Consider the following 13990-nt stretch of genomic DNA (forward strand, 5'->3'; position numbering starts at 1 on the left):
AGATGCAATCGTTTGCAATATTGATAGTTATTATTCAACCAAAATTAAGAAGCAATATCAAGCAGTTTTCTAAAAGTCTGCCTATACCAGGAATATCATAGCAGATGAGTAATTCCACTGACCAGAATTGACATATTGACAATCCTTATGCGAGATAACGATCCGCAGTAATCATTTTAAAAGGTGCTGTGCGATTTTTCAGGACTATATTCTGCAAACGTTTGCAGCATGGGAAATCATCTTGTCTATTTAGTGAAACTAAAAAAATTCCAACGTCTATGAGTAGCGCTACCACAGCTATGAAAGGGAGAACAATGATGCGGCGCCCACGCGGAAGCCCCGCTGGTATTACCTGCGGTATTTATTATCTGATCCGCTCTTTTAAGCACTGCCCCTGAAGGTTGTGCGCTTTTATCAAATCCAAAAAATTCCAATTCCATGTTAAAAAATCTACTCCTCCTGAGTTCCCTGTTCCTATTGCTCCTGCGGGTGCAATATGCAGCCGCGGAAGCTCCCAGGCCGCTTGCTGATCATGAGATCAAAGGTCTTGTAACTGACAGTAGCGGTACACCACTCCCCGGTGTTACCCTGATGGTAAAGAACAAAACTTCTGTTGGTACCACCACAGACATTAACGGCCGGTACATCCTTGTGGTGCCGGATAATGCTGTGATCATCGTGCGTATGATAGGTTTCCAGGAACAGGAAATCCCTGCCAATGGCCGCAGTACCATCAACATCGTCATGAAACCATCTACTAACAACCTTAATGAAACAGTGGTAGTAGCTTATGGCACACAAAAGAAAAAAGAAGTGGTAGGGTCAGTAACCTCCATCAATGTGGAAGACCTCAAAGTTCCCTCCAGCAACCTTACCACAGCTCTTGCAGGACGTGCTGCAGGGTTGATCGCATTTCAGCGTAGCGGTGAGCCCGGGCAGGACAATGCGAACTTCTTTGTGCGTGGTGTTACCACTTTTGGGTACAAGCAGGACCCACTGATCCTGATAGATGGCGTAGAGCTTACAACAGATGACCTGGCGCGTCTTCGCCCTGATGATATTGAAAGCTTCTCCATTATGAAGGATGCTACATCCACCGCATTGTATGGTGCAAGGGGCGCTAACGGTGTGATCCTCGTTACTACAAAAAGAGGTAAGCAGGGACCCGCCAAAGTGAACTTCAGGGTAGAGAACTCCTTCACTGCCCCTACCAAAAGAATAGAACTGGCAGATCCTATTACCTATATGAAGCTTGCCAATGAAGCAACGCTTACACGTAACAGGCTTGAGCCACTCCCTTATACCGAAGATAAAATAGAAGGTACCGCCAAAGGTGGGAACCCTTATGTATACCCGGCTAATGACTGGGATGAAATGTTGTTCAGGAAATATGCTACCAGCCAGCGTGCCAACCTGAACGTAAGTGGCGGTGGTAATGTGGCCCGTTATTTCATTTCCGGTTCCTATACACGGGATAACGGAATGCTGAAAGTCGATAAGCGGAATAACTTTAATAACAACGTTAATATAGGCAGGTATACTTTCCGCGCCAACGTTGATGTTGATCTTACCAAAAGCACCACGTTAACAGTGCGTGCAGCTGGTAACTATGATGACTACAAAGGCCCTCTGGGCAGTGGCGCCACTTCAGGTGGAGAATTGATGTACAACCTGGCCATGCACTCTAATCCGGTAATGTTCCCCGCTTACTTTGAAAAAGATGCAGACCACTGGTATGTGAAACATATTATGTTCGGAAATGCAGGCGCTTTGGGAAGTTACATTAACCCATATGCCCTGATGGTAATGGGTTATAAAGATGAGTCCCGCTCTTTTATGTCCGCACAAACAGAGCTTAAGCAAAATTTTGACTTTCTGTTACCTGGTTTGAACTTCCGTACCATGCTGAACGTAAACCGTACTTCTAACTTTGCTGTTAGCCGTGCCTATAATCCGTTCTTTTATACTTCAACCGGTTATGACAAACAAAGCAACACTTTTACTATTGTTCCGCTAAACCCTGATCAGGGAACAGAATACCTGCAGGTTTATACCGGTGGCAGTGGAAGCGGTCAGCGTTTGAATTCCGTTTTTTATTGGGAATCCGCCCTGACTTATGGCAAGGCTATTGGCAACCATAGCATCAATGGTATGCTCATTGGCATCCTGAGAAGTACTATTACTCCTCCGCCATCAATCACAAGCACAAACAATGCGCTGCAATTATCTTTACCTTACCGGAACTCCGGCGTATCAGGCAGGTTAACTTATAATTACGCATCCAAGTATTTTGCAGAATTTAACTTTGGCTATAATGGCTCAGAACGTTTTTATGAAAAACAACGTTTTGGCTTTTTCCCATCAGCAGGGGTGGCCTGGACTATTTCCAATGAAGATTTCTTCAAACCCTTCAGCCAGTCTGTTACTAATTTAAAATTGAGAGGTACTTACGGTATGGTGGGTAACGATGCGATCGGTAACCAGGAAGACCGTTTCTTCTATTTATCCAGTACCAATCCTGCTGACCCTGCTAAAGGAGCCACCTTTGGAAGAGATAACGGCTATAACCGCCCTGGTTATTCCATCAGCCGGTATTCCAACTTAGACATTACCTGGGAAAAATCCTATCAAAGTAATATTGCCCTGGAACTAGGTCTTTTCAACAAATTCACCTTTACAGGAGAATATTACACTACACAGCGTAAGGACATCCTGATGGACCGCGCTAACAACCCTTCAACCATGGGGCTTTCAGATACATCCAGGGCCAATGTGGGTGAAGCATACAGCCGTGGTGTGGACCTTTCTCTGAATTACTCCGCTAACTTTTCCAGCGACACCTGGCTGGAAGTAATGGGTAATTTTACTTATGCTACCGGCCGCTTTAAAGTATATGAAGAACCCAGTTATCTGGCCAATGAAAAATACCGTTCCCGTGTTGATTATCCCGTTGCCCAACAATGGGGATACATTGCTGAAAGACTTTTTGTAGATGATGAAGAAGCAAGGAACTCTCCCAGGCAAAACTTTGGCCCTTACGGCGGTGGTGATATCAAATACACAGATGTGAACAGGGATGGAGAGATCACTACGGCAGACAGGGTACCTATCGGCTATCCTACAACTCCGGAGATCACTTACGGCATTGGTTTTTCTATGGGATATAAAGCCTTTGACTTTTCTGTATTCTTCCAGGGCACTGCCCGGGAATCTTTCTGGATAGATCCGGCAGCAACTGCACCTTTTGTGAATGAATCACAATTGCTGAAAGCATATGCAGATGATCACTGGTCTGAGGACAATCGTAATGTTTACGCGTTATGGCCCAGGCTGAGTACTACACAGATGGATAATAATACCCAAAGAAGTACCTGGTTTATGCGTGATGGAAGTTTTCTGCGGCTCAAACAAGCAGAGCTTGGATACAATGTGCCTAAAAGCTTCCAGAGAAGGCTCCATACCAGTACCCTGCGCTTCTATCTGAATGCCACCAATCTGTTTGTACTCTCCAGCTTCAAACTATGGGATGTGGAACAAGGTGGAAAGGGGCTTGGTTATCCGTTGCAGCGGGTAGTTAACGTTGGTCTGAATATCACATTCAATTAAGCCATTAAAATCAGCAAGAAATGAAAATCAAATATACATGGAGGATCATAGTGGGGGCAATACTAGTATTGCCATTGCTGAACTCCTGCAAGAAATACCTGGATGTGGTGCCTGATTATGTAGCCACCATTGAGAATGCGTTCACCATGCGCAAAGAAGCAGAAAAATATCTTTTCACCTGTTACTCCTATTTACCGGCAGATGGCAACCCTTCTGCCAATCCGGGGCTTACCAGCGGTGATGAACTTTCTCTCATCTATCCGTTTGTAGCAAGCGCCCTGCAACCTCCGCCTTATCATATAGCACGCGGTTTCCAGAACGTGGTAGACCCTTATGCCAATTACTGGGACGGTACCCAACAAGGAAAAAAACTTTTCATCGGCCTGCGGGACTGCAATATTTTCCTGGAAAATATCAATAAAGTACCTGATATCAATAATGATGACAGAAGGCGTTGGATAGCAGAGGTGAAGTTCCTGAAAGCGTACTATCATTTCTACCTGTTACGCCATTATGGTCCTATTCCATTGATCAAGGAAAATCTGCCGCTTGAAGCAAGCAATGAAGCAGTAAGGGTTTACCGTGATCCGGTGGATTCCTGCTTTGAATACATCGTTAAACTGATGGATGAGGCAAAGGATGATCTGCCTGTAACAATTATTAACGAAACAGATGAGTTGGGCCGTATCACCAAACCTATCTGCCTTGCCATAAAGGCTAAAATACTGGTAACAGCTGCCAGCCCTCTGTTCAATGGCAACGCGGATTACTCTTCCTATGTAGATAACCGGGGCATCAAATTGTTCAACACAACGAAAGATGATACCAAATGGGTTAAAGCGGCAGAGGCCTGCAAAGAGGCTGTTGAGCTTTGCCAGGAGGTAGGTTTAAAACTCTACACTTTTATACCTGGCGCCTTGCAAACCCCGCTTGCTCCTGAAACAATCACGCAAATGAGCGTTCGCAATGCCGTAACAGAAAAATGGAATTCCGAGATCATCTGGGCCAACACAAACAGTATGAGCAACCCACTGCAGATCCTCAATATTCCACGCGGAATTGACCCTGCACAGGCTGGCAATACTGCTCCACGCGGACAAATGGCTCCGCCCCTGAAAATAGCAGAATTGTTCTATACCAAAAATGGCGTGCCCATCAATGAGGACAGAACATGGGATTACACTGGCCGTTACGGATTGCGTACTGCCGTTAACACAGAGCGGTTCAATATAGAAGAAGGCTATACTACTGCAGCATTACACTTTGACAGGGAAGACCGCTTTTACGCCAACATCGCTTTTGATGGCGGTAAATGGTATGGTTATGGTCAAACAGACGATACAAAAAGCATTACGCTTAAAGCCAAAAAGGGACAGGCATCCTCCCAGCAGGTAAACTTTTCTTATTCTACCACCGGTTACTGGGTAAAGAAACTGGTACACTTCCAGAATATTGTTGGTGCTAACTCTACCCTTACCATCAGGGATTATCCATGGCCTGAAATGAGGCTGGCAGATCTTTATCTGCTGTATGCTGAGGCATTGAATGAAAAGGACGGGCCTACGCCTGAAGCGCTGCGCTGGATCAATCTTGTAAGAACAAGAGCAGCCATCCCTTCTGTAGAAACTGCATGGACCACCTACGCAAAAAATCCTGCAGCTTATCAAACGAAAGACGGCTTCCGCAAGATCATTCACCAGGAACGCCTGATAGAACTGGCTTTTGAAGGTCATCGCTTTTATGATCTCCGCCGCTGGAAAGAAGCATTGAGTGTAATCAATGCACCTGTTACAGGATGGGACCTGGATCAGGCAACACCGGAAGCATATTACCGTGTACGCCCCATCTATACACAGACTTTCAGCCTGAAGGATTATTTCTGGCCTATCAGAGAAAATAACCTTACCGTGAACAGGAACCTGTTGCAGTCTCCGGGTTGGTAATATATTGTCATTACAATCAATTGATCATTCTATGCTTTACATAAAAATATTCAATATGAACAGGCGTCACATTCTTATACTATTACTGGGACTTTTCCTCTGGTCCTCCTGTAAGGAAAAAGGCCAGCTTATATACCTGGACGACAGTGCTCCTGCTCCTGCCCCGGTGACAGATGTTACTGTTATTCAGACAGCCGGCGGAGCCAAGCTGCATTACAAGATTCCTTCGGATAAAAACCTGCTTTATGTAAAAGCAGTGTATGATATCCAGCCAGGTGTATTAAGAGAAAGTAAAACTTCCCTTTTCAAAGACACGCTGATATTGGAAGGTTTTGGAGACGTAAAACCACATGATGTGAAAATATATTCCGTTGGCCGGAATAAAAAGGAATCCGCTCCCGTAAGTGCTACAGTTACACCCTTGGAACCTCCGGTGCATTCTGTATTTGCTACGCTCACGTTAAAAGAAACATTTGGCGGTGCTTCCGTTACATTTCAAAATCCTAACGAAGCCTCACTGGCCATTGTGCTGATGAGAGATACCACAGGAAGAGGAGATTGGACGGATGTAACTACCTATTACACGGCATCCCCCAAAGGAGCTTTCTCTGCACGCGGGTTTGATACCATTCCCATTAAGTTTGCCACGTATGTACGGGACCGTTGGAATAATAAGTCAGATACGCTTACCCTTACGCTCAAACCTATTTTTGAGACAAAACTGGACAGGCTTGGTTTCAAGGAAGTATCACTGCCTACAGACGTAAATATTGGCCACGTTTTCTCCAACCTGAGCCCACGTAACATCAGCTTTTTATTCAACAATATCTGGGGAACTGCCAATACCAATGATTGCTTCCACACAAGACCCAATGAACCTAAAATGCCGCAATGGTTTACTTTTGACATTGGTGCAGAAAGTAACCTGAGCCGGTTTAAACTCTATCATCGTGGAGGAACCAGCGGCTTCTACCGCGGAGGAGATCCAAAGAGATTCGAAATATGGGGTAGCAACAGCCCGAACACAAATGGCGACTTTGATGCCAGCTGGACATTATTAGCCACTTTCCAATCCGTAAAACCTTCCGGTTCTCCGCTAGGCACTAATACCAGCGAAGACGAAGCATTTGCCGTAACCAACGGAGAAGACTTTGAATTCCCTCCGGGTACACCATCCGTAAGGTATATCCGTTTCAAAACACTTGAAACATGGGGGCTGTTCCAGTATATCTATATTTCAGAACTGGTATTCTGGGGTGCTAAAAAGTAAAGACGTTTTTTTTAACTTATTAATTCAAGTCCAATGCAAAAATATCCTGTATGCCGCCTGCTGCTACCAGCATTGCTGGCCGTACTGTTCATATCCTGCAGTAAAATGGATGCTACCTACAAAGACTATGTAGTACCCAATGGTATTACCTATGTTGGAAGGGCTGACTCCATAAATGTGTACCCTGGCAGGAGTAGGATTAAACTAACATGGTTACGCGGCACCGATCCTAAAACCACTCAGGCAGTAGTTTACTGGAACAATAAAGCGGATTCCCTTGTTTTTCCTGTTCCGCAAAAAAATCCAAAGGATACCGTAAGCGTAATGCTCACCAATATGCAGGAGAATACCTACACATTCAACATCTACACAATGGATGCGGACAAAAACAGGTCTATCCGCGTAGATGTACAGGGTACGGTATATAATACCGTATATGAGTCCGTTATCCTCTCCCGCCCCATTGGCTCTGTTGCCATTGCCGGAGATGATGTAACATTGAACTGGCTTGCCGGAGATACGGCGTCCTTCAGCACTGAGATCAATTATGTGGACATTGCAGGCGTTGCGAAACGTACCTACATTGCCGCTAACGAAACTTCAATATTGCTGGAAGATGTACGGGAAGGTTCTTCCGTAACTTTCCGTTCTCTTTACAAACCATCTCCGCTTAGCCTGGATACTTTCTATACAGCCTATACTTCCAGGCCATTGAATATGGCAATTGCCAAACCGGTGAAACAAAGTTCATCCACTGCCACAACATTGGTGGATGGCAATCTCACTACTTTCTGGCAGCCATTGGCAGCAGACCGGACGGATGATAAAAAGGTATGGGTAACTGTAGATCTGAAAGCCCCTAAAGCTTTCAACCAGGTAAAACATTACTGGACGGTAGGGAATACTTTAATACAGAGCTATAAGGTGCTTGCCTCAAATGATGAGGCCATCTGGGAAACGCTGTATGAGAAAACATCAGCACCCGCTCTTACAGAAGACGCCAACTTTAATACTGTAACACGGCGTTACGTGAGGCTGGAATTCACCATCAAAACAGATGGTAACCTCAATGTGACGGAATTTGAAGTTTACAACAAACAATAGACAAAAAAGGCCAGGTTCTAACCTGGCCTTTTCTTATTGCTTCAGCGCTTCCCGCGCTATTACTATCTTTTGTATCTCCGAAGTACCTTCCCCTATCGTACACAACTTCGCATCCCGATAATATTTCTCTACCGGAAAATCCTTTGTATAACCATAGCCCCCAAAGATCTGCACCGCATCATTTGCTGTGCTTACCGCCACTTCAGAAGCATAGTACTTTGCCATGGCAGCCTGTTTGGTCATAGGCAGATGTTTATTCTTCATATCCGCTGCCTGCAGGGTAAGTAATTCCGCAGCGGCAATATTTGTGTGCATATCTGCCAGCTTAAAAGAGATGCCCTGGAAGTTGGCAATCGGCTGATCAAACTGATAACGTTCCTGTGAATATTTTAATGCGGCATCATAAGCACCCTTGGCAATACCCAGGGATAAAGCAGCGATGGAAATACGCCCGCCATCCAGTACTTTCATGGATTGAATAAAGCCTTCTCCTTCTTTGCCCAACAGGTTCTCTGCAGGAATACGGCAATTGTCGAAGATCATCTCTGCGGTTTCAGAAGCGCGCATGCCCAATTTATTTTCCTTCTTACCACCGCTAAAACCAGGTGTGCCTCTTTCTACGATAAAAGCACTCATACCACGGCTATCCCTTACTTCTCCCGTACGGGCTATCACCACAGCCACATCCCCGCTTTTTCCGTGTGTGATCCAGCATTTGGTACCATTGATCACCCATTCATTTCCTTCTTTACGTGCCACACATTTCATGTTCATGGCATCAGAGCCGGTATTGGGTTCCGTCAGGCCCCATGCGCCGATCCATTCTGCTGTAGCCAGTTTGGGAAGATATTTCTGTTTTTGTTCTTCATTTGCAAATTGGAGAATGTGCCCCGTGCACAGTGAATTATGTGCGGCCACACTTAATCCGATAGCGCCACAGATGCGTGACACCTCACTTACTACTGTAACGTATTCAAGATAACCCAGCCCGGAACCGCCGTATTGTTCTGGTACCAATACGCCCATCAGGCCCAGTTCACCCAGTTTTTTGAATAGTTCTACCGGAAAGGATTGTGTTTCATCCCATTCCAGGATATGGTGAGGTTGCATATGTGTTTTACCGAAATCGCGGATCACTTGCGCAATCTGTTGTTGCATTTCCGTTGGCTGAAAGTTCATAACCAGAATTTTGTTTTAATTGACCACTAAGTATTTTTCAAGTTTACGATAAATAGAGTCATCCACCAAAGCGATACCTTTAAGGCCCTCCACCTGGCTGAAAGGCCCGTGGCTATTGCGATATCTTATGATCACACGGGCCAGTTTCGTGTTGATGTATGGATGATCGGCCAAAGATTTTTCATCTGTCTCATTGAGATCGATCTTTCTTAGTGAAACATCACCCAGCCGTAACAACGGTTGAATTTTATTAAATACAGAATCCGCCAAACCATAGGTTTCTCCCACCTGGGCAATGGAATGAAAGCCCCCCAGCCGCTCCCGGAAGTATATGATCCTCCTGGCCAGTACGGGTCCGATGCCGGGTAACTGTTCCCATAGTAAGGAGTCCGCAGTATTAATATCCACTACCAATGTCTTGCGAACAAACCGGGGGAAGCTATCCCTTTTAGAAAAAGTCCTATGCCGGAACTGCGGCCTTTCAGCAACCGTATCCTTCATCATCTCATGCAATTGCCTTGCAGCAGCATGAAACCCTGTTGTATCTGTAAAAGCAATATCCGAACGGAAATAAGACCAGGCAATTGGTACACACCAGAGCAGTACTATCAGGCTTAACAAACAGGCAATTCCTGTACGCTCACGGCGGGAAAAAGTGAAAAATTCTTTTAACACAAACAATGGATTATTACGTAAGGGAAGGTCGTATTTTTATTCCATCCTTACAAATCCACTTCCAGCCCATCATATGCCAGTGCCATCCCCTCCGGCAGCGTGGGGTTTACTTCTGCATGCAGGCCAAGCTGGTGGCTGATGTGCGTGAAATACACCTGGGGTATCTGTAATTCTTTTCCCAGCGCAATAGCTTCGTCCAGGGTGAAATGGGAGATATGCTGCTCCCGGCGGAGCGCATTCAGCACTAATACCTTTGAGCCTTTGATCTTTTCTTTTTCTTCCGGCGCTATGTAATTAGCATCCGTGATGTAAGTAAAATCACCGAAGCGGAAGCCCAGTACCGGCATTTTATGGTGCATCACATTGATGGGAATGAACTGCAGGCCATTGATCACAAAAGGATCGTCCATAATGGTGCGAAGGTTCATTTCCGGTATGCCGGGGTATTTAAAATCGGCGAAAGCATAAGAAAATTCACGAATGATCACATTCTGTGAAAAGTCCGATGCATAGATATCAATGGGTTGTTGCTGAAAATAATTGAATGCCCGGATGTCGTCCATCCCGGCAATATGGTCTTTATGAGAATGTGTGATCAATACGGCTTCCAGGTGTTTTACCTGTGCGCGTAACATCTGGTAACGGAAATCGGGTGTGGTATCCACTACAATATTCCCTGCGTCTGAGGCAATCAGGATGCTGCTGCGCAACCGTTTGTCGCGCGGATCATGAGATGCACATATTTTACAGGGGCAGGCAATAACCGGTACGCCTTGTGAAGTGCCCGTTCCGAGGAATGTAACTTTCAAAACGCAGGCAATTATTCTGGTGTTTCTGTTGGATTTTCTTCTGCAGGAGCGGCGGAGGTTTCTTCTGTTCCGTTGCTTTCTGCCGCATCTTCTGCATCGCGGTTATCTTTGATCTGCCGGTACAGCTTTTGTGACTCCGGCGTCAGGAAACCTTCTTCCAGGGTAATAGAAGGCAGGATGTCCATCAATGTATTGATCTTACCTTCCATGTTCAGGAATTTATTGACCACTACCACTTTCTTGTGTTCCAGTATACAGTAACCGGAATTGAAGGTGCCTTTCTCGTACCGCAGTATATACTTCGCCTCTTCAAATATCTTTTCCAGCTTCGCCAGATTGTTGGGGGTACTTTTCAGGTTCATGATTTCTCCTTTTTTTATCCGCTATTTACTCACCATCCGGGCCACCGGAACGATCATTTCTTCCAGGGAAATGCCGCCGTGCTGGAATGTATTGCGGTAATAGTTCACGAAATAATTATAATTGTTGGGATAGCAAAGATACCCGTCTTCGCGCGCAAAGATATAAGAAGAATTGACATTTGGCCTCGGCAGGCCCGCTTCCTTAGGATCACGGAAGGCCAGCACCTCTTTTGGATCGTAGTTTAAGTTGCGGCCGTGTTTATAGCGCAGATTGGTGGTGGTCTGCTTATCCCCGATCACTTTTACCGGGTTTTTCACCCTTACGCTGCCGTGGTCTGTGGCAATGATAAGGTTCACCTTTTTATCCGCTATCCGTTTTAAAGCCTGGTACAGCGGGGAATGTTCAAACCAGCTGGCTGTAATGGAACGGTAGGCAATTTCATCTGCTGCCAGTTCTTTGAGTACTTCCATCTCCGTACGGGCATGGCTGAGCATGTCCACAAAATTATAAACGATCACATTCAGCGGAAAATCCAGCAGATTATGGATGTTATTCACCATATGCTGCCCGTCCGCATGGTTGGTCACTTTGGTATAAGAGAACCGCGGGTCCATTTTCAGGCGTGCCAGCTGCTCTTTCAGAAAATATTCTTCATGCAGGTTCTTTCCTCCCTCCTCATCATCATTCCGCCATTCCTGGGGAAATTTGGCTTCGATATCTATGGGTAACATCCCTGCAAATATGGCATTGCGGCTATATTGCGTGGAAGTGGGGAGAATACTGTAAATAGTTTCTTCGTCTATCAGGCGGAAGGATTCTGCGAAAATAGGCTGGATCACTTTCCACTGGTCGTACCGCAGATTGTCTATCAGAATGAAGAAGTTAGGCACATTGGGGTCCAGGTTGGGCACCACTTTCTGTGCAAACAAAGTATGGCTCATAACAGGAGCATCTTTTGCTTTTGGCTGCATCCAGCTGCTGTAGTTGCGGGCAATGAACTTGGCAAATTCCGCGTTGGCTTCAGCTTTCTGGGAATGCAGTATTTCCATCATTTCCGGGCTGTCGCTTTTGCTCATTTCCATTTCCCAGTACACCAGCTTTTTATAGATCTCGGCCCATTCGGCATGGTCCGGGTTATCGTTCAGGGCCATGAACAAAGTGCGAAACTGCTGCTGATAGGCCGTGGTGGTCTTTTCAGCCACCAGCCTTTTATTGTCTATGATCTTTTTAAGGGAAAGCAATACCTGGTTCGGGTTCACGGGTTTGATCAGGTAATCCGTGATCTGGGAGCCAATGGCATCGTCCATCACGTTCTCCGCCTCATTCTTCGTGATCATCACGATGGGGATCTGCTGGTTGATCTCCTTGATCTTACCCAAAGTTTCCAGGCCGGTGATCCCGGGCATGGATTCGTCGAGCAGCACTACATCTACGATATTTTCTTTGAGGAACTCCAGGGCATCATAGCCGTTTGTGAGGGCGGAAACTTTATAGCCTTTGTTTTCGAGGAAAATGATCTGCGATTTCAAAGATTCTATTTCATCATCTACCCAGAGTATGTTGATTTGGTTCATGTAGCTTTTTTGGTACTGCTTAAAATTACCACTATCTGTCAAAAATCATTCCTCCAAAATATGGCAATCTCCAACAATTTGTTAAAAAATAGGGAAAGGTAGCTGGTTTGATGGGGGAACAGCAAGCGAGCCGCGTCTATTTAGTAAATTACAGACTGTCACATAATACCTTTCTACCGGAAAAGTTACATCCAAATCTGTAGCTTTGCACCGATAGTTTTTAAAACATCCGAATGACTGACCGCAAACGAAAGATTGTGAACGACCCTGTCCACGGGTTCATTACCATCGATCATCCATTGATATTCAGCATTATCTCTCATCCCTGTTACCAGCGATTACGCCGGATCCACCAGATGGCAATGGCGCACCTGGTGTACCCCGGAGCTATGCATACCCGCTTTCATCACAGTATGGGCGCTTACCATTTGATGAGCTGCGCCCTCACCGAACTTAAGGCTAAAGGGGTGGATATTACGGAAGAAGAGGAAGTTGCCGCTAAAATGGCCATATTATTGCATGACATAGGACACGGTCCTTACTCCCATGCTTTAGAGCATACCCTCGTGGAAGGCGTATCACATGAAGAGATCTCTCAATTGTTAATGCAGCGCCTGAACCGGGAAATGAACGGAGCACTGGACCTCACATTAAAGATCTTTAACGACAAGTATCATAAAAAATTCCTGCATCAATTGGTTTCCAGCCAGTTGGATGTAGATAGATTAGATTACCTCAGCAGGGACAGCTTTTATACAGGAGTTTCCGAAGGGGTGATCAGCTACGACAGGATCATAAAAATGCTCACCGTATATAATGGTGAGCTGATGGTAGAAGAGAAAGGCATTAATTCCATAGAAAAGTTCATCGTTGCCCGCAGGCTGATGTACTGGCAGGTGTACCTTCACAAAACCGTATTAAGTGCGGAAAACATGCTGGTACAGATCCTTCACCGGGCTAAATCACTGGCTATCAAGGGAGAAGAACTTTTTTGCTCGCCGGCCCTTCACTATTTCTTATATAATAAGATAGGCAGGGTGGAATTTGAGGGGGATGAAAAATGCCTTACAAAATTCTGTTTATTAGATGACTATGATATTATGGGGGCCATTAAAGTATGGTGCCAACACCCGGATAAGGTCCTGAGCCTGCTATGCCAATGGCTGGTAAACAGGGAGTTATTCAAAGTCACCCTCAGCAATGAGCCATTTGACGCCAGCCGGGTGGAAGATCTGAAAGAAAAAGTGAAGCAAAGGTGGGATTTGACCAATGAAGAGGCAGAATACCTGGTATTTACGGATACTGCCAGTCTAAAAGCCTATGACTCAATCGATGAAAAGATCAATATTCTATTTAAAGATGGCACCGTGAGAGATATTTCTTCGGTAGATAATGCCCTTGTGTCGCAAACATTGGCACGACCGATAAAAAAATTCTACATTTGTCATCCAAAATTCTAGGCTAACA

The 13990-nt window shown here is 45.4% G+C and carries 10 protein-coding genes; 5 read left to right on the plus strand and 5 right to left on the minus strand.

The window, feature by feature from the left end; genetic code table 11:
- Window positions 1-438 precede the first annotated feature (438 nt).
- Genes BUR42_RS18395 through BUR42_RS18410 form a run of 4 tightly spaced genes read left to right on the plus strand, consistent with a single transcriptional unit; the run spans window position 439 to window position 7923 of the window.
- A complete protein-coding gene (locus BUR42_RS18395) occupies window positions 439-3606 on the plus strand; it encodes a SusC/RagA family TonB-linked outer membrane protein (protein WP_074240895.1) in 3168 nt (1055 codons plus the stop codon).
- Between the two features lie 20 nt (window positions 3607-3626).
- Window positions 3627-5549, plus strand: a complete 1923-nt coding sequence (locus BUR42_RS18400; protein WP_074240896.1) for a RagB/SusD family nutrient uptake outer membrane protein — start codon at window positions 3627-3629, stop codon at window positions 5547-5549.
- Window positions 5550-5604: 55 nt separating this feature from the next.
- Window positions 5605-6819, plus strand: coding sequence for a DUF5000 domain-containing lipoprotein (locus BUR42_RS18405; protein ID WP_074243082.1), 1215 nt, complete (start codon window positions 5605-5607; stop codon window positions 6817-6819).
- A gap of 33 nt (window positions 6820-6852) precedes the next feature.
- Entirely contained in the window at window positions 6853-7923 is a 1071-nt protein-coding gene (locus tag BUR42_RS18410) for a DUF4998 domain-containing protein (RefSeq protein WP_074240897.1), read from the plus strand.
- A 33-nt stretch (window positions 7924-7956) separates the two neighbouring features.
- Here the strand turns inward: BUR42_RS18410 and BUR42_RS18415 are convergent, their stop codons facing one another.
- From BUR42_RS18415 to porX, 5 genes are read right to left on the minus strand one after another with little or no spacing between them, the layout of a single operon-like run.
- Complete coding sequence (locus tag BUR42_RS18415; RefSeq protein WP_074240898.1) at window positions 7957-9102, minus strand: acyl-CoA dehydrogenase family protein; 1146 nt, start codon at window positions 9100-9102, stop codon at window positions 7957-7959.
- Window positions 9103-9117: 15 nt separating this feature from the next.
- Window positions 9118-9777 carry a ComEA family DNA-binding protein gene (locus BUR42_RS18420; protein ID WP_074240899.1) on the minus strand — a complete coding sequence of 220 codons (660 nt, stop codon included), beginning with the start codon at window positions 9775-9777 and terminating at the stop codon, window positions 9118-9120.
- Window positions 9778-9824: 47 nt separating this feature from the next.
- On the minus strand, window positions 9825-10586 hold the full coding sequence (locus BUR42_RS18425) for an MBL fold metallo-hydrolase (protein WP_074240900.1): 762 nt from the start codon (window positions 10584-10586) through the stop codon (window positions 9825-9827).
- A gap of 11 nt (window positions 10587-10597) precedes the next feature.
- Window positions 10598-10948: a hypothetical protein gene (locus BUR42_RS18430; protein WP_074240901.1), complete on the minus strand. Its 351-nt coding sequence runs from the start codon at window positions 10946-10948 to the stop codon at window positions 10598-10600.
- Window positions 10949-10969: 21 nt separating this feature from the next.
- A complete protein-coding gene (porX, locus tag BUR42_RS18435) occupies window positions 10970-12523 on the minus strand; it encodes a T9SS response regulator signal transducer PorX (protein ID WP_074243083.1) in 1554 nt (517 codons plus the stop codon).
- Between the two features lie 233 nt (window positions 12524-12756).
- Here porX and BUR42_RS18440 point away from each other — a divergent pair, with 233 nt between their 5' ends.
- The gene (locus tag BUR42_RS18440; RefSeq protein WP_074240902.1) at window positions 12757-13983 is read left to right on the plus strand and encodes an HD domain-containing protein; all 1227 of its coding nucleotides are present in this window, start codon (window positions 12757-12759) and stop codon (window positions 13981-13983) included.
- Window positions 13984-13990: the final 7 nt, after the last annotated feature.

This window comes from Chitinophaga niabensis (genome assembly GCF_900129465.1).
GTDB classification, from domain to species: Bacteria; Bacteroidota; Bacteroidia; order Chitinophagales; family Chitinophagaceae; genus Chitinophaga; species Chitinophaga niabensis.

Bases quoted from the DNA above. Each gene is read 5' to 3' on its own strand.
- BUR42_RS18400 (WP_074240896.1), top strand. From the start codon at position 3,627: ATGAAAATCAAATATACATGGAGGATCATAGTGGGGGCAATACTAGTA.
- BUR42_RS18440 (WP_074240902.1), top strand. From the start codon at position 12,757: ATGACTGACCGCAAACGAAAGATTGTGAACGACCCTGTCCACGGGTTC.
- porX (WP_074243083.1), bottom strand. From the start codon at position 12,523: ATGAACCAAATCAACATACTCTGGGTAGATGATGAAATAGAATCTTTG.
- BUR42_RS18410 (WP_074240897.1), top strand. From the start codon at position 6,853: ATGCAAAAATATCCTGTATGCCGCCTGCTGCTACCAGCATTGCTGGCC.
- BUR42_RS18415 (WP_074240898.1), bottom strand. From the start codon at position 9,102: ATGAACTTTCAGCCAACGGAAATGCAACAACAGATTGCGCAAGTGATC.
- BUR42_RS18395 (WP_074240895.1), top strand. From the start codon at position 439: ATGTTAAAAAATCTACTCCTCCTGAGTTCCCTGTTCCTATTGCTCCTG.
- BUR42_RS18405 (WP_074243082.1), top strand. From the start codon at position 5,605: ATGAACAGGCGTCACATTCTTATACTATTACTGGGACTTTTCCTCTGG.
- BUR42_RS18430 (WP_074240901.1), bottom strand. From the start codon at position 10,948: ATGAACCTGAAAAGTACCCCCAACAATCTGGCGAAGCTGGAAAAGATA.